Raw genomic sequence first — 19,035 nt, 5'->3', positions numbered from 1 at the left:
ATGCCTGTCTACGAGTTCTACTGCAGTGCCTGCCACACCATTTTCAATTTTCTCGCAAAGACGGCAGATGCGGAAAGAAAACCGGCCTGCCCCAAATGCCGCAAGCCCGAATTGGAGCGCAAGGTATCACACTTCGCCATATCCAGTGGGAGGAAGGATGAGTCGTCCGGTGGAGAAATCCCCGAAATTGATGAAGCCAAGCTCGAAAAGGCTCTTATGGGAATGGCAAGCGAATTTGATGGGGCGGATGAAAATGACCCGCGGCAAATGGCAAAAATGATGCGCAGACTTTCGGAAGCAACCGGGATGAATCTGGGAGGTGGTTTCGAAGAAGCTATCCGCCGGCTGGAATCAGGAGAAGACCCCGAAGTGGTCGAGGCAGAGATGGGTGATGTGCTTGATGACAGCAACATTGAAAACCTGTTTGCCAAAGATGGGCTCAAAGGGCTGAAGCGCAGATATACCCCTCCCGCTCACGATGAGACTTTGTACCGTTTCGACCTATCAGAGCCCTGATATATTTCGGTGCGGAGCGGTTGCATTGGCTTGTTGATGGTCTATACTTCTCGAAATCAACCCGACTTTGAGAGACCTATGAGTGACATGCAAAAAAATCCCGAGGAACTATTTCCCCAAGCAGGGGCGATAGCGCCACTGCTAGTCAAGGAATCACTGCTAACCAAGGACCAACTCTCTTACGCCATCCGCGTTCGCTCCAAGCTTGCCTCAAAAAAGACTATCATCGACATAATTCAAGAGCTTGGCTATGTTACCGGTGACCAAGTCCGCGATACCTTGCGCAAGAACCGTGTGGCGATCCGCATGGGAGACCTGCTGGTCGAACTCGGCTACATGCGAGAGTCAGACCTGCAAGCAGCCTTGAACCTGCAGAAAGAAGGAGCTTCCGGGATGAAACTGGGAGACCTCCTGGTGGCTCACGGCTTCATTGACGAGCGGAAGCTCCTTGAAGTACTCGCTTACCAACTCGGCTTTCCGCAGGTTGAGCTGGAATTCAGAAAACTGGACAAGAAGCTGTTTACCAAGGCCTCGTTTCAAACTTGTCGTGACCTCCTTTTTGTTCCGGTAGAGAAAACCGGGGATGTTTTTACCATTGCCTTTGCAGACCCACTGGATAAGAAGTCACGGGAAATTGCCGAGTCCATTTTCGGCAAGAACATCAGCCCGGCCATAACCTCTAAACTGGAGATACTGGAAGCTCTCACCAATGCGGAAAAAAATGCACTCCATACGGAAAAAGGTGTTGCCGATGAGAACACGGTTATCGGGATAATCAACACCCTTTTTGATGATGCCATAACCGAAAATGCCAGTGATATCCATATAGAGCCGATGAAAGACCGGATTCGGATCCGCCTCCGAAGGGACGGGGTGATGATGCAACACCGGGATCTCCCCCTTGAGCTGGCGCCTCAGATCTCGAGCCGGATTAAGGTCATGGCACAGGCCGACATTGCGGAAAAACGACGGCATCAGGATGGCAGGATCCTGTTCGAAAGCCGCAAGCACGGCTTCAATCTTGACATGCGAGTCTCCTTCTACATAACGATTTTCGGTGAAAAGATCGTCCTGAGGCTGTTGAACAAGAAAGGCTCTATTCTCGAAATAAACGACATCGGTATGGCGCCTCGCATGCTGGAGCACTTCATCTATGATGCCCTGGACACGCCTACAGGAGTCATGATTGTAACCGGCCCCACCGGATCAGGGAAGACATCGACACTGTACAGCTGTGTCAAGTATCTCAACAACATCAACACCAGCATCATCACAGCCGAAGATCCGGTAGAGTTTGTCATCGACGGTATTTCGCAATGCTCTATCAACCCCAAGATCGGCGTAACTTTTGAAGAGACGCTCCGGCATATTGTCCGGCAAGACCCTGACATAATAGTCCTCGGAGAAATCAGGGACACATTCTCAGCGGAAACGGCAATCCAGGCCGCCTTGACCGGTCACAAGGTCCTCACAACCTTTCATACCGAGGACAGCATTGGCGGGCTTATCCGGCTTATGAATATGGAGATTGAGGCGTTCCTGATATCGTCAACAGTAGTCTGTGTCGTGGCGCAAAGGCTGCTTCGATTAGTATGCAACCACTGTGCAGAACCATATGTGCCGACGCCGCTTGAGATAAGCCGACTCGGCTATATGGCGCCCGAGCTGGCTGGAGCTGAATTCCGAGAAGGAAAAGGCTGCAAGGAATGCCGCTTTACCGGTTTCAAGGGGCGAACCGCCATCTTCGAGCTGCTGGTTTTGAACGAACCGGTAAAAGAGGCAATACTGGGTGATAAAAGTTCTGCGGAAATCCGTAGGCTCAGCATGGAAACCTCCGGACTGGTCACGCTCTTTGAAGACGGTCTGGTAAAGGCTGCCAGGGGGCTGATCTCGATCCACGAAGTGCTGAGGGATCTGCCGAGAATCAGCAAACCGAGACCGTTGCATGAACTGAAGAGAATTTTGGGGATATGAGGTTTTTGTAGTTATGACGAGCAAAAAGTCAATTGTCGAAACAATCAGCGAGCACTTAAGCCGCAACACCCTTGATGTCCCGGTGTTTCATGCCGTGGCGCTCAAGCTCCAGCAAGTCCTCGCTAAACCGGATTACACCCTGGAAGAGATATCCCAACTCATTGTTGCCGACCCTGGGGTAGCGAGCCAGGTGCTTAGAGTCGCCAACTCGGTGTTCTATTCAGGCCTGAGCAAGGCGACAACTATTCGAGATGCCGCAATACGACTCGGAGCAAAAGAAGTCTCCAACATTGCGATGCTTGCCACCCAGCAGGATTTTTACCGATCTTCCAACGAACAGTTCAACCCCATCATGCAAACCCTGTGGAAGCATGCCTTGTGCTGTGCCATCGGCACCAAATGGCTTGCCACCAAAACAGGGTACGGCGCCCTTGCTCAAGAGGGTTTCCTGGCAGGACTGCTCCACGATATCGGCAAATTGTTCCTGCTCAAGGTGCTCGATGAGTTGTGCAAATCTGGAGAACTGGGGATTTCTGTTTCACCGGCCCTGGTCAGCGAAGTCCTGAACAGCATGCATGAAGAGCAGGGCTACATCCTGATGAAAAAATGGAATATGCCTGATATCTACTGTGACGTGGTTCAAGACCACCATAACCCGGAGTGGAATCAGACCAATCCGCTCCTCGCCTTGGTTCGGCTTGTTGATCAGGCATGCAACAAGATGGGGATAGGAATGTGCCCGGCACCGACACTAGTGCTTTTTGCAACGACTGAGGCACAAGTTCTGGGAGCAAAAGAGATTATCCTGGCGGAATTGGAGATTGTGATAGAGGACACCTTGCAAATGGTGTCTCAAGGTACCAAATAACCGGCTGCACCGAGCAGGCTTGACACTGCCACCGACTTTAACGGGTACTCATAAGTTGTTTTTTGGCCCCAATCGAGAGTTTTTTTCGTACAGAAAAAAACAGATGGCCCATGAAATTCATGGGCCTATTTATTTACCATTAAGAAAAATCTATGATTCTAGCGATACAACCCTTTTCTATTTGAGAGGCAACTCCATTTCCATGATCAGTCCTCCCCCAGCGGCATTAAATGCACGTAGACTTCCCCCGTGCAACCGTACCGCTCGGTCTGAGATTGCCAAACCGACGCCGGTTCCACCGCTTTGACGTTCGCGTGAGTCGCTGACCCGGTAGAAGGGTCGGAAAATATCGTACAGCACCGTTTCCGGCACACCCGGGCCGTGATCCCTTACTTCTATGTGGGCCCAGCAACGCCCCCCCGATTCCTTTTTGCGCAGTGAAATCTCAACTTCCGTATTTTCTTCCGTGTAGCGAGCGGCATTCCGTACCAGGTTTTCCAGAGCTTGGCGGAGAAGTTCCCTGTTGCCGCTCAAGGTCATTGTGTCTGTTGTCCTGGCTACAACCCGACGATTTGTGCTTTGAGCCTCAAAGTCCACGTCATGGGCGACATCCCTAATCAGGTCTGCGATATCAATATCCTCGCGCTGGCTCATACTGCTGTCGCTTTCAAGCCGGGTAAGCATCAGCAACTGGCCGATCAATTCGTTGAGGCGTTCTGACTCGCGCTCTATGCGATCAAAAGGGGCAGAATGTTCAGGTCCGGCAGACTGCCTGGCGAGTTCAAGGGCCACATTGAGCCTGGCAAGAGGTGAGCGCAATTCGTGGGATACATCCCTGATCAGCCTTTGATGCGCACCGACCAAACTTTCTATTCTTTCAGCCATACGGTCTACATCCCGGGCGAGATCGGCCACATAATCCTTACGGTGTACCAACCCTTCACCGACTCGCGCCGAGAGGTCACCACCGGCAAGCTGCTGGGTAACCTTGCGCAGGCGCCTGAGAGGAAAAGTAAAATAGCGAAAAAGCATAAACCAAGTGATCGCGGAGCAGAGAAGGGCAATAGCAATATACCCCCAAACGCTGCCGCCAGCTAACTTGTCTTGGATCGTAGCGAATTGTGGTGCAGAGTCTTGCTGTGATGTCGCCGGTTGTGCGGGAGCGGTCACCGGTGCTGTCTCCAGGGAAGGCACCGGTTTTGGTTCTGATTTTTGAGAGCTATTTTCAGAGGCGGTTTTGTTTGGAGTTTCCGCGCCGGTACCCAAACGCGATGGGGCACGCTGAGCAGTTGGCGGTTCGGGAGAATTACTTTCAATAGGTTGTGCAGGCTCTCCGCCGCGAAACGGCCTACAGGCAAAAATCTTCTCTACCCCCGACAGGCATTCGCCGTTTCTTACTCCTTCAGGTGCGTTAAAAGCACAGAGATCTCCTTCCCTTTTCCCAATGCAGGCATCCATAGCAACCTTAGGCGGTACCCTACGCGTTCTTGGGGTGACATCTTCTGTGGCTGCCTGATGCTCAGCTTGTGCAGGGAGGGGTTTCTCCTGCTGCGCAACCGAAAATGTAACAAGAGAGGTATAAATGATCAGACCAATAAAGAATGATCTTATGAGCAAAGAAGGTCTTTGTGTTCGCCTTTTGTTAAGCATGTTCAGTGCCCTACATCGCAGCAGAATATAGGTAGCCAATGTTGCGGATGGTTTTGATCCGCTCCGACTGGCCTGACGACGGCCCCAGTTTTTTCCGTAGACTGCTTACATGCACATCGATACTCCGGTCGTAGGCGGTAAGGGTTCGTCCCAATCCCTGCTTTACCAGATCATCGCGTGATACCACCTTACCGACCTGGCGCAACAGAATTTCGAGAATGGCGAACTCCACCGTGGTCAAATCCACTTTCTCGCCTGAGCGAAGCACGGTACGTGTACCGGCAATAAGTTCAACATCTCCAACGATGATCCTGCCGGTATTTGATTGTGTCTCATGAGTCGCCTCCATCCGTCGCAATACCGCCCGAATCCTTGCTACCAGCTCCCGGGGGTTGAACGGTTTTGGCAGATAGTCGTCAGCACCCATCTCCAGACCGACGATTCGATCCACATCCTCCCCCCGTGCCGTCAGCATGAGCACCGGGATTTTTGAGGCTGCGCGAATTTTTCTCAGTACATCGAAGCCGTTTATCCCGGGGAGCATAACATCGAGTACGACAAGAGTATATGAGCCGGAAATGGCTTGGTCAGCTCCGTCCAGACCATTATAGACCGACTCCACAGAAAAACCTTCCGCAGCGAGATAGTCCCTGAGCAGTTCGCACAGATCCTTGTCATCGTCGATGATTAGAATGGTGCTCATTTGTTACCCCTTGCACAAGAGATTGCCAACATCTTTACTATACTCGCACAGTTAGCGCCCTGTTTGTTAAAAATTGTAAAGAATTCCATCGATCCCCTTTGCAAATCTTAACACAACTTACGAAATGCCTCCGCTATTCTTCAAAGTACCAAAGACGATCTCACCAGACTGGGAGTCTACCAGTGGCTGGAGGGACAAAGGAATGTGCGCGAAGACTCCGTGAAAACGACACTGTTTGTAATTACATGGAGATGGGAGTGTTGCCATGAAAGGGAATTGCTTGATACAAATGCTGCTTAGTTTCGCCATATTGCTGATCCTTCCGAAAATTGCCTTTGCCGGTCCAATGTCGTGGAACATCACCAGCGGGGGGGCTTGGGAAACCACGGCAAACTGGGCCCCTTCAAAACTGCCGGCACGGGGTGACGATGTCGACATTAGAGGAGCAGGCGGCAATTCGATCACGTTTGATTCGACTGTCACGATCGGCTCTCTGAAAATCAGCGGCAACTCTTTGAGCCTCAGATCTGGACAGATCACCATTTCTCCCGAAATGCCTCCGCCACCACCGCAGTTCAGCCTTGCTGTCGTAAAGTCCGGTACGGGAAGCGGAAATGTCACCAGTTCACCAAGCGGCATCAACTGCGGCTCGGTTTGCACGGCAGCTTTTGATCAAAATCGCAGTATTACGCTTACCGCAACAGCAGAATATGGATCACTTTTTACAGGATGGTCTAACGGCAGCTGCAGTGGCACAGGAAACTGCACCATCGCCATAAACGGAAACACCGGAGTCATTGCAACCTTTGCGAGCCAGGCATCCGGACTCACAGCTGCGTTTTCGTCGTCTCATGCCGCTCCTTATGCCGGGCAGAGTATCCAATTCACTGATCAGTCGACCGGAACACCGGTCAGCTGGGAGTGGAATTTCGGTGACGGTACAACCAGTACCGTCCAGAACCCTACCCACACATTCCTAACAGCAAACAGTTATACGGTGACATTGAAAGTCACCAATGCAGGTGGCGCTAGCAACACTACTACAAAAACCGTGACGGTCACCTCGACTGGAAGCACCTTCCTGCTAATGAGCGATGCCGGCTCTAATGGGGGAAACCTGCCAATATATTACACTATTGACGGCAGCGGAGCATCTCCGGCCCTTGCCTGGGTCAACCCTCCACAGGGAACCACCAACTATGCACTGGTAATGACTACCCTGCCTGGTGATGGCACAACCCTCTACAACTGGGTGCTCTACAACATCCCTGACACATCGGTCAGCCTTGCAAGGAACAATACCGCTGTCGGCACAGCCGGCAAGACCAGCCATACAGTTCTGGGTTATGCCCCGCCACAGTCCACAGGTCCCGGCTCCAAGGCCTACACATTAACCCTGTACGCCCTTTCCGGCACGCCCAGCCTCCCGGCCGACCCATCACAGGTCACCGGAGATCTGCTCACAACGGCTATTGCCAATATAACCCTCGGGTCAAGCTCACTGAGCCTCAGCTACGCCCGAACGGCACCTGAGCCCGGATTCAGTTGGCAGGCAGCCGACACCGCCATCATCTTCACCAATACCTCCGGGCTCAGCGCCACCAGTTGGTTGTGGGATTTCGGAGACGGCGCAACTGCTACGAATCAGAGCCCAATCCACACCTATCACAATTACGGTACCTACCAGGTGACGCTCACCGTCGGAAACGAATTTGGCAGCAGCAGTATCACAAAGACCATTACAGTGGCCTCTACGGCGCCGATGGGGATGAACAACGTACAAACCATATCAGACGGAGCGCAGCGGACAACCCTGGCTTTTTCAGCATTTGCAATGATGAACGGCAATCTGAACTCACAGTCGTTCTTCCCTCCCGGCAAGGTGGCCGACTACACCGGCTTCCAGTATCTGCGCGACAACGATCTGGACGGTATGGGACACAACACCAGCTTCCTCACCAGGGTTGCTGAGAACGTCATCTACATTCTGAGTGACGAGCAGTTCCGGCAGTTGACAATTCTGGCGACAGCCCAACAGGCTGACATCAGCAGTTACGGTTATGGTCGATTCAAGCTGATGAAAGCCTTCCGGCATCTGCTCAGTGGCGATATCCCTTCCGGATCGACGGGACTCAGCTTGGACGCAGTGAAGAGTGTTTCGCGCCAGCTGTACCTGATCGACGGAAAAATCAGTTATGACCGGGCTCTCCTGTATGCGAACGTTCTCAATGGGATGAGCAGTTCCCAGAAGGCCTACCTGGAAGCCATGAAAGGGAAAGGATGGGCTTCCTGGCCCGACACCTCCATTGAAGGATCCGCAATGAGAGCTGAGATTCAGAGAAAGATGGGAACCCTCTTGAGGCAGTACGGCGGCGATGCCGTTGCGGTGATGACCTACGCCGGTGACCTGTTCAGCTGGTATGCCGGCTCTATCGAGGCAGACGTCTATTTCTGCCCTGAGCGGCAAGGCACCTATTATGGCGGCTTCTATATGAAGGACGCCCCGGCGATCGGCCACGAGGGGTATGCCATCAGCACCTCGCTCACCGCCGATGTCGGCACAGTCTTAAGCGACAGCACCAAGGGATATGTCACGGAGACGCAGGCTGCGCTGATGTCGGGACTGGTGGATACCCAGCGGAACAACCTCTATGCCGGCAGTACAAGTATAGTCTCTATCCGGTTACAGATTGCAACCCTGTTGCGAAAGCTGCTGATAACAAGTGACACTGACAAGTCGATCTTCAATCAGGTGATGAGCCTGTCAGGAACTTACGGCGACCTTGACGGCGAAAATAACTACAACTACGCGACAGTGTTCGCTAACGTGTACCAGAGCCTCGGCACCATGATTCTCAATGGAGAGACCATCGACCAGAAGGCAAAGATCACAGCGCTCTATTCTTCCATTATGAAGGGAAATTACACCGACACCAACGGCAATATCATTGGAACGTACGACTTTTCCGGGTCATGCCCGGCACCGTTCCTTTATTCCGCTCCGTTGGCCGCAACTGATTCCGGATTTGTCGCCAATACTAGTGATACAGCTGTCTATCCACTCTTCGGGCTGACTGCGCCTTAGAAACTTGATAAGCCTGATTCACGAACGCCCCTGCCATCTCCTTACGTGATGCAGGGGCGTTCCTTTATCACAACCAAAGAAAGTCCATGGAGATCACCGGATCTCTTAACACAACTTAATGCAACTTTACGCAACCATGCGGCACCTTGACGCAACTTTAAGGGGGATCGGTGTAGTCTGAAGCTAACAGAAAAGGCAACTGCACGTAATTCCATTCCAAAGGATCACGTCATGAAAACCACACTGATCGTTGCATCGCTCACCATCGTATCTTTCACCTCCTCATTCGCCGCCGATTCCACAAAATCGCCAAAAGGGCAAGGACAGACACTGGTACAGAAAAAAGCCGAGATTGCCCAGCATATCGAGGAGAGAATCGCGAACTCCCAACTGGAGAAATCATGTGTTCAAGCAGCTCAATCACATGACGAGCTTCAGTCCTGCCGGGAAAAGTACCGGCCACAGCGCCCACAGCAAGACAAGGAACGTCGTGATCGGAACCAGTAAACTATTTCACTGAAAGGAGCGAGTCCATGAAATCCAATCCGGTTAAGATCATAACGTCACTGTTTGCATTGCTGATAGCAGTTCTTATTGCCGGTTGCGGCGGAGGGGGCTCGAGCAGTCAGGGAACGACGTCAAATTCAGCAAGCAGCACCACCGGTTCGATTGCGGTAGTGCTCGACTGGAACGCAATTTCAGTAACGGCAAAATCAGTTGCCGCAGCATTGCCTTCCGGTGTTACTACCTTGCGGGTCATTGTCTCTGCCACTGATATGGCAATGCCAATCCAGCAGGATTTCGGTGTCAGCTCTATTGTCAGTAATACCATAACCATCACCGGGGTACCGGTAGGGACTGGTCGGACAGTCACAATAAAGGGGCTTGACGCTTCCGGAAACGAAACACACCAGGGAACCTGCTTATCGGTTACTGTCCAAGCCGGAAAGACAACCGCTGCCGGAACTGTCACCATGAACTCCAAGGGTGTCTCCATGAACATGGAGCAGACCCTGTCCGACGGCGCCCAGCGTACAACGATCGCCTTCTCTGCCTTGGCAATGGTGACCGGCAACATCGGTGCCCAGTCGTTCTTCCCTCCAGGAAAGGTGGCTGATTACACCGGATTCCAGTACCTGCGCGACAACGACCCGGACAACATGGGGCACAACACCAGCTTTCTCACCCGCGTGGCCGAAAATGTCATTTATGTCCTGAATGATTCGCAGTTCGCTAAGTTATCAGCTCTGGCCACGGCGCAACAGGCAGATATCGAGGACTACGGCGCCCAGCGGTTCCCGCTAATGAAGGCATTCCGTCTCCTGCTGGAAGGCACGTTGCCATCAGGCAAAAGCAGCCTGAGCCTGAGTGCTGTGAAGGCTTCATCCCGGGCGCTCTACCTTATTGATGGGCAGATCAGTTATGACCGCGCTGTTTTGTATGCTGAAGTTCTTAATTCGCTTACCGACAGTCAGAAGGCTTACTTTGCCGCCATGAAGGGCAAAGGGTGGAAATCCTGGCCTGACACCAGCGTCGATCCGATCAAATCTGCTGTCGCAGCAAAGATGAAATCCCTGCCACAGGGATCTTCCGTAGCTGTCATGACCTATGCCGGCGATCTGTTCAGCTGGTATGCCGGATCGATAGAGGCCGACGTCTACTTCTGTCCTGAGCGTCACGGCACTTATTACGGTTCTTTCTTCATCAAGGACGCCCCGGCCATCGGCCACGAGGGGTACAGCATTGACGAGCAGCTCACTGCCACGGCAGGGAGGGCGCTGAGTGACAGCAACTATGGCTATGTGGATGCAACGCAGGCAGCAAAGATGTCTGGTCTGGTGGATATTCAGAGGAACAACCTCTACGCCGGCAGCACCAACATAGTCGGCATCAGGACCCAGATCGCCACGCTGCTAAGGCAGCTACTGACCAAAACCGACAGCAGCAAATCGATCTACAACCAGGTAATGGCGCTTTCAGGCACCTATGGTGATCTGGATGGAGAGAACAACTACAACTACGCCAAAGTGATGGCGGAGGTGTACGTGACCCTTTCAATGGCCCAGAAAGCCAAACTGTTCGATCTCCGCAAACAGATCATGGCCGGCGCCTATAGCGACGGCACTCTCTTCGATTTCTCGACCACAGCCACCTATTACCTTTATTCAACACCGATTCCGGATGCGACAGCAGCGTCGTACATCGGCGATGCTTCCATATTTTTCCAATAGTGCAATATCAACCAGAGGAGGAAAAGGATGAAGAGCGCATTAGCAGCAACAATGACGGCAGTGGCATTCCTTGCATCAATGGCATCAGCGGAAACGAATTTTGATCAGAAAAAAACTGCTCAACTCAAGCGAGTTGAGGAACGGATTATCCACCTTCAGGAAGAACGAGCTTGCATTCAGGCTGCCGGCAATCAGGAAGCGCTGAAAGCGTGTCATGAAAAATTCAGAAACGAAGTAAAGACAGACAAGGCAAACAGGAGAAAATAACGATCTGACCAGTTGATACAGGTGGAGGTTACTTATTACCCGGCTCAGGGAGTTCCTGAAAGGGAATGGCCCGTCTTTTGGGGCTATTCAGCAACTCGGCCGGCGCTATGGGGAGCTTGATGGTCAACTGTCGTACGAGTATGCTAGGGCATTGGCCGATATATATCATAGCATGGATACAACCCAGAAAACGAAACTGACAAAACTCCGCACTCATCATACCCGCGAGGAGGGGACTGCATTCCTCTATTCGGACAGGATAGACATGCCGCAGCTGCCTGACTCGTCCTTTCTGTTTAGGACAGGCAAAGAGCAGCCGTCATGAGGCTAAACATATAGATATGGGCAGCAGAAGCGCTCATATGGATTGTTGCCATATCGCTAATGGCAACAAGACAGAAAGTGGCTTGTCCACTCCGGGGCTGGAAACCAGTTTGTCGCAAGTCTAAATAATGAAGACTTGCCAGTCAGTTGATGGGGGAATAATGCAAGAAAAAAGACCTTCATGCTAGTTGCTACAGGCTTAACACGAGAAATCCCAGTTTATGGAGTCCAACCATGCTATTTCCCTCACAATTTGAACGGCAACGGGGTAATCAATGAGGCTAGCAATCTGAGCTTCCGTATCTAAGATGACCGGTCAGTGCTCCCTCTCCCGACCTCTTCTCCCGGCATCAGGTTGACTGTTCCGCCTCTCGTTCCTGAGATACTGGCGCTCATCAGGGGGGAGTGAATGCCACTTATCGCGGAGCGCCTTACGGTCCTCCGAAGGTAGTTTCTTGTACCATCGGTATCGTTCCTTTACCCGGTCTCGCTCTTGCGGCGGCAAGCTTTGAAACTCTTCAGCCTTTTTTTTCAAAAGTTCCCTGCGGTCAGACGGGAGTTCGCGATACCTTCTGGAGCGCTCTTTGATCTCGGCGCGCTCTTCAGGTGTCATCTTACTCAGCCGTTCGGCACCTCTGAGCAACCGTTCCTGCCGATCAGGCGAAAGCCGGTCCCAACGGTCGGCATATCGTCCCAGCAGTTCCCTGTCTTCACGAGGAAGGCTCCCCCATGGAATCCGATTCCCCTGATCACCGAACGCAATCCCGGCAGCAAAGACGATGAGCACCATAACAAGTGAAAAACTAGCGGCCACGGTCTCGCTCCGCCAGCCAGATGAAGAATTCGAGATCTTCATAAAGCTCCAACTGCTCACCGGAAGCCACAACCTCCAGTTCGTCATCCGGGCTTACCGATGGGGGCGTCCGAAGCGGCGAAAGCCAAAGCGATACCGCCACAACAAGGATGGCAAGGGTAGCCACCCCACTGGCAGTAACCCAGCGCGGCACAAAGCCCAGCAAGCTCCGCTCCCGCTTCTCTGCCAACTCCACCGCCTTGAAGCGGCTGCTGCGCAAAGCAATGACAACTTCTTCAGGCAGGCTTTCAGTTGACTGATTTAGGACAATTCGTACCCTTTGCAAGGCGTCTTCATTGTCGATCCGATCTCCACGCATCACCGATACTCCTCCAGAACGTTGCGCAAAGCATTTACTGCACGAAAATAATGGGTCTTAACACTCCCCTCAGAACATTTCATTGCCACTGCGGTCTGGGCGACGTCGAGCCCTTCCCAAGCCCTCAGGAGAAAAGCCTGCTGCTGACGAAGCGGCAACTGGCGCACACTCTTTTCCAGCTGTTGGCCTAGCTCACGATTCAAAAGCTCGGATGCCGGGGTTTCACCACGTGGATCCGCAAAAGCCTCAACTGGATCAAAGCCATCATCGCCATCGTCATGCCCCATCCCGAACCAACTCCGAAACCGGTTCCGGACTGTTGTCCGTCGGTGCCAGTCAGTGATCCGATTCTGGTTGATGCGATAGAACAGTGGCCGCCATTCTTCAGCAGGTCTTGTTGCGTAGCGCCTGACAAAATCGAGCATTGCGTCCTGCACCACGTCCAATGCATCGTCCTGACACCCGGTCGCAAGATATGCCATCCGGAAGGCCCTTCGCTCTACTTCGGCCAGGAAGCAGTTCAGTTCTTCAGAAGTTCCCAGCGCTCACTCCATGACAGCAGAATTTTCCTCTGCCGATATTTAACCTAACGATCAATAAGTTATTAGGTTGACAAAATAATTCTAAATGAAAATTTACGACGAACTCAGGTAAAGAAAGCCAGTCTATGGCCCTGCCTGAGTAGGCGACATCCTGGCCCCACAGTACTTACACTCGGTAAGCTTCCAGGCTTGCATTTCCTGGCAGGCAGGACACTGACGATAATGTCCTGCCACCTCCCTTAAGGGCCCCTGAAATATGATAACCATAAGAGTCGGGGGGAAAAACCCGCAGAGAAATAACCAGAACAACATGCTCCGGCCCTTGGTCGAAGCGATCCAAGCGCCGACCAGACCAGGAACCCCGAAAAAGACAAAGAGCACAATCACCTGCTTAAGCGCGTCAGACATCTTCCCTCCCCTGTTTCAGAATTCCGCGTGCCTGGGTGTCCTCGGAAACGGCACAACATCGCGAATGTTTTCCATCCCGGCAAGGTACATAACCAGTCGTTCAAAGCCTAGACCAAACCCCGCATGAGGACATGAGCCCCAGCGCCGGCTGTCAAGATACCACCAGAGCCCTTCCGGATTAACTCCGGTTTCCAGCATCCTTTGTTGCAACAGATCCAGACGTTCCTCTCGCTGGCTCCCCCCGATTATTTCTCCGACTTTCGGCACCAGCAGGTCCATGGCAGCCACTGTCTTGCCATCATCGTTCTGTCGCATATAGAATGCCTTGATATCTTTGGGATAGTTGATAATAAAAACCGGTCCCCCAACAATCTGCTCGGTAATATACCGTTCATGCTCGGTCTGCAGGTCCAGCCCCCAGGAAACCGGATACTGGAAGGAAACTGGGGCTTTTTCGAGCCGGCCAATCGCCTCGGAATAATCCATTATTGCAAAGGAACTGTCGGCCACTGCGTCAATCCGCTTCACAATCCCCTTTTCGATATGTTCATCGAAAAAAGCCATGTCTGCGCTACACTCCTCAAGGGCGAAGCGGCATAGGAAGCGGAGGAAGTCCTCGGCCAAAGCCGCATCAGCCATCAGATCGGCAAAAGCTATCTCAGGCTCTATCATCCAGAATTCGGCAGCGTGGCGCGGGGTATTGGAATTCTCGGCCCGAAACGTAGGACCAAAAGTGTATATGTCTGAAAAAGCCAGGGCAAACAGCTCACCCTCCAGCTGACCGCTGACAGTCAGACCGGTGGCCTGGGCAAAGAAATCTTCTGCGAAATCCACCTTGCCATCAACCAACGGTGGCTTTTCGAACGGAAGAGTGGTAACCCGAAACAGCTCACCAGCACCTTCGCAATCGTTGGCTGTTATGATGGGGGTATGGACATAGATGAACCCCCTTTCGGCAAAGAAGCGATGAACCGCTTGGGCAAGAGCGGAGCGAGTCCGAAAAACCGCACCAAAGGTATTTGTCCGTGGCCTAAGGTGAGCGATCTCTCGCAGGAATTCGAAGCTGTGGCGTTTCTTCTGCAGTGGGTAGTCCTGATCAGCAGCGCCGATGATCTTAATCTCGGTGGCGCGGAGCTCGATGCGCTGGCCCGAAGCAGGTGATTCCTGAAGCACCCCTGTCACCCTTACCGAGCTGCCGGTTCCCAAACGGCAAACAGCCTCATAATTATCAAGAGCCGGGTCAGCAACCACCTGCAGACTCTCCAGGCACGAGCCATCATTGACAGCAAGAAATGTTATCTCCTTGCCGGACCTTACTGTCCGGACCCATCCAGCGATATTAGTGTCGTTTCCAGGACAACAATCAGCCAACACCTTACTGATCCTCATTCTTACGGACATGCCCGCTCCTTGACCCAATTTTGACTTCTTTGTAGCATAACACAATCCATTCTTACATTGCACCGTAACCCAAAAATTTCTGCTTTACAGGCAGCGGTCAAGGATACTATGGTTACCACGTTATGATAAGAAAACTCTTTACCGCAGGGATACTCTGCCTCACTGTTATCGGCGTCGGACATGCCGCAGACCTGAAAAACTTTGGTGGCATCGGTATCGACGGCATCCCTTGGGCTGACGGCAGGATCGCGGTTCGCCAGCTTGTAGCCGGCGGCCCAGCCCACCTCGCCGGGATAAAACCAGGAGATATCATTACCCATATTGACGGGAAACAAACTAAAGGGAGTGATTTCAGACAAATGGTGGATTATCGTCTAAGAGGAGAAGCTGGAACCAAAGTACAGATCAATATCCTGAGGCCTGGTGAAAAGAAACCGCGGGTCTTCATTCTGACGCGAAGACAACTGGTACTACCTCATAAATAACAAAAGGGAGCTTTGGAGCTCCCTTTTGTTATTTAAGTACTGTTTTACAGATACTCAGCGGCTTGGGTCTACCTGCTTCAAAGCGACCTGTGCCTGTTGAGCAAGAGCATGGTCTAGCGAGGCAAAAAGAAGCGACAACACCCCGTATCCGGCCAGGATGGCATCAGCGCCGGGAAATGCGTGCAAAGAGGGGATTAATCTGATCATAACGCAGAGTATTGTTGCAGCAATGGCGCAAAAGAGATGACGGGCAATCCAGCACGTCAGGGCTTCCCGCAATTTGTAAAGAGGAGCTGATTCGCCGCTATCTCCGAAAGTCGTTATGGTAATCCAGTCGCCATAAATCCTGAGAGCCATGAGACAGGAAACCACCGCAGCAAACGTGAGAGAGATGAATACAAATTGAGACATCTGAATTCCTCCTGTCCATGGTTTGGGCTGAGCTTCAGCCTTTTACACGGACATTACGAAAACGATGCCCAAAATGCAGGTCACGGCATTATTTCAAACTAATCCAAATAACACAGTCATTTAAACATGTTACAAAATGGAAACCATTCATAAGAATTACCAGCAGAGGATTCCTTCGAGGAATATGTTCATTAGCTGAACAACGACTGTGCTGGCACCGGTTTTGAGGTTAAGAACTACTGCTTTTGGTGATAAGCATCACTCCGACGCAAACAAGGGCTATGCCGGTCCATCTGAGCGGCGAAACATGCTCGCCCAGGTAAAACTGGGCAAGAAATGCAACCAGCACATAGTTCAGGGCCTGCATCGGCAGTGCGACAGAAAGGTCTTCCCAAGATAACACTGCCAGCCAGAGAAAGAAGAAGATCGCGAGCATCGCGGTCCCGACAATCAGTTTCGGATTGGTAAGAGCCTGGTAAGCAGCGTTCAAGATGCCGCGCAGGCTCATGGCCGAAATATCGCCCATCTCCTTCATCCCCTTGGCAAGGAGGATATCTCCAACAGTGCCGGCGGTTACAGCCAGCATCATGATTATAAATGTCTTCAGCATTCTTTCACCTCTCCACGATAATTGCGGAGGACAATTCCAGATGACCTGATCTTGTCCATAACCCGGTGGCTGGTCAGTGCCGCGAGTTCATCTTCATGGCGATAGTCAGGCATCCACTTTGAAAGCTCCTGGTCCGGACAGCAGCCAGGATGAAAATAGATCTCCGTTATCCCGTCCTGCACTATATCGAGTGCCTTCAAAAAATAATCCTCTGTCATCTGCCCGGAGTTAAGCAGACCTTTTACTTCCACGCTGTAATTAATGCCAAGCTGGTCGAGCATCGGTCGGCAACGCCTGGCAAGCCGGTCAAAGATGTAGGCGTCGGCATACTTGCCCAGTCTCCGCCTTGGAGCAAGCTCCAGATCCACTCCCAGCCTCTCGCGCGAAAGACGAAATGTGGTTATCCCATACTTCGGCATCAGCTTGCAGAGAATGTCAAAGACGGTCGGGTGCATATGAATATTCAGATGCCCGTCGATGTGGGTCAAAGGCAGGCCAGTTTCGAGAAAGCGGATTATCTGGGCCTCGATCTCAGAGGCAAGCTGCTTTCTGAGAGATCTGACAAAAAAATACCTCATCCCGGCATAAACCGGGTCATGAGTGAAATTGCCGCCCGAGTCAGCCAGAGGAGGAAAACCGGCTCTAGCACCCACCGACCGGCCCTGAACCAACGTCAGGTGCAGCCCGACCTGTAATCCTGGGTTTTGCCGGGCAAGGGCCACGGCCTCTTCAAACCCGTTAGCGCCAACCATCAGCGAGGTGCTGGTCAGCACCCCTTCTTGCCAGCTCTTGATGATTGCCCGGTTCGCACCGCTGGACAGGCCGAAGTCATCGGCATTGACAATCAGCTCCTTCATTTACACTGCTGCGACTGCTTGCGCTTCTTCATGTAATCAAGGTACTGCTTGCCTTCCTTCAGCAGTTTCTTCCGCTCCTGGCTGTCGGTTATCATCTTCATAACACTCCGGGCAATGTACTTGGGGCGGAAATAGAACTTGTTGTAAAACTCCTCGACCGAAGCGAAGATCTCTGCATTGGAAAGATGCGGGTAGTTGATGACACACTTCTGATGGCCGGTGCTGTCGATGAAATCATCGGAAGCGATCCAACCCTGCTCCTGACAAAGGGTATAAAACTCGGTGCCTGGATACGGTGAGGCCAGCGATGCCTGGATGGAGTTCAGATCAAGCTGCTTGGCATACTCGATGGTCTCGCGGATGGTCTCACGGGTTTCCCCGGGAAGCCCCATGATAAAAGCGCCATGGATGGAGAGCCCCAGCTTTTTGCAGTCTTTGGTGAACTGTATCGCCTGCTCCTTGGTCACACCCTTCTTGATGTTCTTCAGGATCTGTTCGTTACCGCTCTCATAACCAACCACCAGATGACGGAGTCCTGCCTCGCGCATGATCTTCAGCGTCTCGTAATCGCAGTTGGCACGGGCATTGATCGTCCAGGAGATGCCTAAAGGCTTGATCAGTTCGGCAACGGCACGGGCATGTTTCCGGTCAGCACTGAAGGTATCGTCATCAAAGGAGAGCTCACGCATCTCCGGAATATTGTCGACAATCCATTTGATCTCTTCATAGACATTTTGCGGCGAACGGGTACGCATCTTCTGGCCGGAAAAGGTCTGCGGCCAGAGACAATAAATGCATTTGGAGGGACAGCCGCGGCTGGAGTAAATGGAAACATAGGGATTCTTGAAATGCGGGATAACATATTCGCTGATCGGCAGATCGCGCCTGTAGACCGGCGCCACAAAAGGGAGAGCATCCAGATCCTCGATAGGGGGACGGTCGGCGGTATGCACCACTTTCCCCTCTTTCCGGAAGCTGATGCCGTCGATCCGCTCCCATTCCCGCCCTTCACACAGCTCTTTTATGGCGTAATCGAACTCGCCGCGGCAAACGATATCAACCGCATCGCCGGCAAACAGCAGCGAATCCTCGGAAAGAATGGTGACATGGGGACCGGTGAGTACCGTGATAGTCGACGGTTTCTGCGCCTTGACTGCCCGCGCGGTAGCAACATCTATTGCCAGTGTCGGCGTCGATGTGTACATGACGACAACGTCAAAATCCTTGGCAATGGCTAGGCAGGCAGCAAGATCAAGGCGTTGAACCGGGGCATCAACCACCCTGCTCCCTTCAATCATTCCTGCCGGGTAGCAGAGCCAGGTTGGGTACCAGAAAGAGGTGACCTCGCGCGAGGCCTGGTAACGGGCACCAGCACCGCCATCGAAATCCTCGAAGGTGGGGGGGTTTAAAAACAACGGCTTCATAACTGCTCCTGAGAACTATTGGCTTTTCAAGGGAAAAAATAAACTCGTAGATTAAAAGTGGGGAGAAAATTTGTCAAGGTCATTATGGCAAGAACTGGTTAATATGG

General features: G+C 52.3%; 19 protein-coding genes. 8 read left to right on the top strand and 11 right to left on the bottom strand.

Annotated elements, in window-relative coordinates; translation table 11 throughout:
* From KI809_RS17225 to KI809_RS17215, 3 genes are all read left to right on the top strand, one after another.
* The gene (locus tag KI809_RS17225) at positions 1-516 is read left to right on the top strand and encodes an FmdB family zinc ribbon protein (protein WP_214172833.1); all 516 of its coding nucleotides are present in this window, start codon (positions 1-3) and stop codon (positions 514-516) included.
* Positions 517-594: 78 nt separating this feature from the next.
* Positions 595-2,490 (top strand): GspE/PulE family protein, encoded by a 1,896-nt coding sequence (locus tag KI809_RS17220; RefSeq protein WP_246559480.1) that lies wholly within the window; start codon positions 595-597, stop codon positions 2,488-2,490.
* 13 nt (positions 2,491-2,503) lie between these two features.
* A complete protein-coding gene (locus KI809_RS17215) occupies positions 2,504-3,358 on the top strand; it encodes an HDOD domain-containing protein (protein ID WP_214172832.1) in 855 nt (284 codons plus the stop codon).
* 177 nt (positions 3,359-3,535) lie between these two features.
* Here KI809_RS17215 and KI809_RS17210 read toward each other — a convergent pair whose 3' ends face one another.
* Together KI809_RS17210 and KI809_RS17205 are read right to left on the bottom strand one after the other, a co-directional pair.
* Positions 3,536-4,528: a sensor histidine kinase gene (locus KI809_RS17210; RefSeq protein ID WP_214172831.1), complete on the bottom strand. Its 993-nt coding sequence runs from the start codon at positions 4,526-4,528 to the stop codon at positions 3,536-3,538.
* A gap of 490 nt (positions 4,529-5,018) precedes the next feature.
* The gene (locus KI809_RS17205) at positions 5,019-5,711 is read right to left on the bottom strand and encodes a response regulator transcription factor (RefSeq protein WP_214172830.1); all 693 of its coding nucleotides are present in this window, start codon (positions 5,709-5,711) and stop codon (positions 5,019-5,021) included.
* A 265-nt stretch (positions 5,712-5,976) separates the two neighbouring features.
* Here KI809_RS17205 and KI809_RS17200 point away from each other — a divergent pair, with 265 nt between their 5' ends.
* The 4 genes from KI809_RS17200 to KI809_RS17185 all read left to right on the top strand — a co-directional run bounded on the left by KI809_RS17200 (position 5,977) and on the right by KI809_RS17185 (position 11,294).
* A complete protein-coding gene (locus KI809_RS17200) occupies positions 5,977-8,796 on the top strand; it encodes a PKD domain-containing protein (protein ID WP_214172829.1) in 2,820 nt (939 codons plus the stop codon).
* 231 nt (positions 8,797-9,027) lie between these two features.
* Positions 9,028-9,303: a hypothetical protein gene (locus tag KI809_RS17195; protein WP_214172828.1), complete on the top strand. Its 276-nt coding sequence runs from the start codon at positions 9,028-9,030 to the stop codon at positions 9,301-9,303.
* A gap of 26 nt (positions 9,304-9,329) precedes the next feature.
* Positions 9,330-11,027, top strand: a complete 1,698-nt coding sequence (locus KI809_RS17190) for a hypothetical protein (RefSeq protein ID WP_214172827.1) — start codon at positions 9,330-9,332, stop codon at positions 11,025-11,027.
* 27 nt (positions 11,028-11,054) lie between these two features.
* Entirely contained in the window at positions 11,055-11,294 is a 240-nt protein-coding gene (locus tag KI809_RS17185; RefSeq protein WP_214172826.1) for a hypothetical protein, read from the top strand.
* A gap of 640 nt (positions 11,295-11,934) precedes the next feature.
* Here the strand turns inward: KI809_RS17185 and KI809_RS17180 are convergent.
* From KI809_RS17180 to asnS, 5 genes are all read right to left on the bottom strand, one after another.
* Positions 11,935-12,474 carry a DUF3106 domain-containing protein gene (locus KI809_RS17180; RefSeq protein ID WP_214172825.1) on the bottom strand — a complete coding sequence of 180 codons (540 nt, stop codon included), beginning with the start codon at positions 12,472-12,474 and terminating at the stop codon, positions 11,935-11,937.
* Positions 12,422-12,793: a hypothetical protein gene (locus tag KI809_RS17175; RefSeq protein WP_214172824.1), complete on the bottom strand. Its 372-nt coding sequence runs from the start codon at positions 12,791-12,793 to the stop codon at positions 12,422-12,424. Before KI809_RS17175 ends, KI809_RS17180 begins: the two co-directional genes overlap by 53 nt.
* Positions 12,790-13,314 (bottom strand): RNA polymerase sigma factor, encoded by a 525-nt coding sequence (locus tag KI809_RS17170; protein ID WP_281416930.1) that lies wholly within the window; start codon positions 13,312-13,314, stop codon positions 12,790-12,792. The genes KI809_RS17175 and KI809_RS17170 overlap by 4 nt, the downstream gene beginning before the upstream one ends.
* Before the next feature lie 141 nt (positions 13,315-13,455).
* A complete protein-coding gene (locus KI809_RS17165) occupies positions 13,456-13,740 on the bottom strand; it encodes a hypothetical protein (RefSeq protein ID WP_214172823.1) in 285 nt (94 codons plus the stop codon).
* Between the two features lie 15 nt (positions 13,741-13,755).
* Positions 13,756-15,141 (bottom strand): asparagine--tRNA ligase, encoded by a 1,386-nt coding sequence (asnS, locus tag KI809_RS17160; protein ID WP_214172822.1) that lies wholly within the window; start codon positions 15,139-15,141, stop codon positions 13,756-13,758.
* A 122-nt stretch (positions 15,142-15,263) separates the two neighbouring features.
* Here asnS and KI809_RS17155 point away from each other — a divergent pair, with 122 nt between their 5' ends.
* Positions 15,264-15,626 carry a S41 family peptidase gene (locus KI809_RS17155; protein ID WP_214172821.1) on the top strand — a complete coding sequence of 121 codons (363 nt, stop codon included), beginning with the start codon at positions 15,264-15,266 and terminating at the stop codon, positions 15,624-15,626.
* Between the two features lie 54 nt (positions 15,627-15,680).
* Here the strand turns inward: KI809_RS17155 and KI809_RS17150 are convergent, their stop codons facing one another.
* The 4 genes from KI809_RS17150 to hpnJ form a co-directional block, all read right to left on the bottom strand.
* Positions 15,681-16,037: a hypothetical protein gene (locus KI809_RS17150; protein WP_214172820.1), complete on the bottom strand. Its 357-nt coding sequence runs from the start codon at positions 16,035-16,037 to the stop codon at positions 15,681-15,683.
* A gap of 229 nt (positions 16,038-16,266) precedes the next feature.
* Positions 16,267-16,647 (bottom strand): EamA family transporter, encoded by a 381-nt coding sequence (locus KI809_RS17145; RefSeq protein ID WP_214172819.1) that lies wholly within the window; start codon positions 16,645-16,647, stop codon positions 16,267-16,269.
* Entirely contained in the window at positions 16,641-17,504 is an 864-nt protein-coding gene (gene hpnK / locus KI809_RS17140; RefSeq protein WP_214172818.1) for a hopanoid biosynthesis-associated protein HpnK, read from the bottom strand. Before hpnK ends, KI809_RS17145 begins: the two co-directional genes overlap by 7 nt.
* Positions 17,501-18,928 carry a hopanoid biosynthesis associated radical SAM protein HpnJ gene (hpnJ, locus tag KI809_RS17135; protein ID WP_214172817.1) on the bottom strand — a complete coding sequence of 476 codons (1,428 nt, stop codon included), beginning with the start codon at positions 18,926-18,928 and terminating at the stop codon, positions 17,501-17,503. Before hpnJ ends, hpnK begins: the two co-directional genes overlap by 4 nt.
* Positions 18,929-19,035: the final 107 nt, after the last annotated feature.

Source organism: Geoanaerobacter pelophilus, assembly GCF_018476885.1.
Lineage (GTDB): Bacteria > Desulfobacterota > Desulfuromonadia > Geobacterales > DSM-12255 > Geoanaerobacter > Geoanaerobacter pelophilus.
Note: the sequence above shows the minus strand (reverse complement) of the source record. Positions and strands in the feature narration are given on the sequence as shown.

Bases quoted from the DNA above. Each gene is read 5' to 3' on its own strand.
- KI809_RS17205 (WP_214172830.1), bottom strand. From the start codon at position 5,711: ATGAGCACCATTCTAATCATCGACGATGACAAGGATCTGTGCGAACTG.
- KI809_RS17145 (WP_214172819.1), bottom strand. From the start codon at position 16,647: ATGCTGAAGACATTTATAATCATGATGCTGGCTGTAACCGCCGGCACT.
- KI809_RS17220 (WP_246559480.1), top strand. From the start codon at position 595: ATGAGTGACATGCAAAAAAATCCCGAGGAACTATTTCCCCAAGCAGGG.
- KI809_RS17215 (WP_214172832.1), top strand. From the start codon at position 2,504: ATGACGAGCAAAAAGTCAATTGTCGAAACAATCAGCGAGCACTTAAGC.
- asnS (WP_214172822.1), bottom strand. From the start codon at position 15,141: ATGTCCGTAAGAATGAGGATCAGTAAGGTGTTGGCTGATTGTTGTCCT.
- KI809_RS17200 (WP_214172829.1), top strand. From the start codon at position 5,977: ATGAAAGGGAATTGCTTGATACAAATGCTGCTTAGTTTCGCCATATTG.
- hpnK (WP_214172818.1), bottom strand. From the start codon at position 17,504: ATGAAGGAGCTGATTGTCAATGCCGATGACTTCGGCCTGTCCAGCGGT.
- KI809_RS17180 (WP_214172825.1), bottom strand. From the start codon at position 12,474: ATGAAGATCTCGAATTCTTCATCTGGCTGGCGGAGCGAGACCGTGGCC.
- KI809_RS17185 (WP_214172826.1), top strand. From the start codon at position 11,055: ATGAAGAGCGCATTAGCAGCAACAATGACGGCAGTGGCATTCCTTGCA.
- KI809_RS17155 (WP_214172821.1), top strand. From the start codon at position 15,264: ATGATAAGAAAACTCTTTACCGCAGGGATACTCTGCCTCACTGTTATC.
- KI809_RS17150 (WP_214172820.1), bottom strand. From the start codon at position 16,037: ATGTCTCAATTTGTATTCATCTCTCTCACGTTTGCTGCGGTGGTTTCC.
- KI809_RS17190 (WP_214172827.1), top strand. From the start codon at position 9,330: ATGAAATCCAATCCGGTTAAGATCATAACGTCACTGTTTGCATTGCTG.
- KI809_RS17195 (WP_214172828.1), top strand. From the start codon at position 9,028: ATGAAAACCACACTGATCGTTGCATCGCTCACCATCGTATCTTTCACC.
- hpnJ (WP_214172817.1), bottom strand. From the start codon at position 18,928: ATGAAGCCGTTGTTTTTAAACCCCCCCACCTTCGAGGATTTCGATGGC.
- KI809_RS17165 (WP_214172823.1), bottom strand. From the start codon at position 13,740: ATGTCTGACGCGCTTAAGCAGGTGATTGTGCTCTTTGTCTTTTTCGGG.
- KI809_RS17225 (WP_214172833.1), top strand. From the start codon at position 1: ATGCCTGTCTACGAGTTCTACTGCAGTGCCTGCCACACCATTTTCAAT.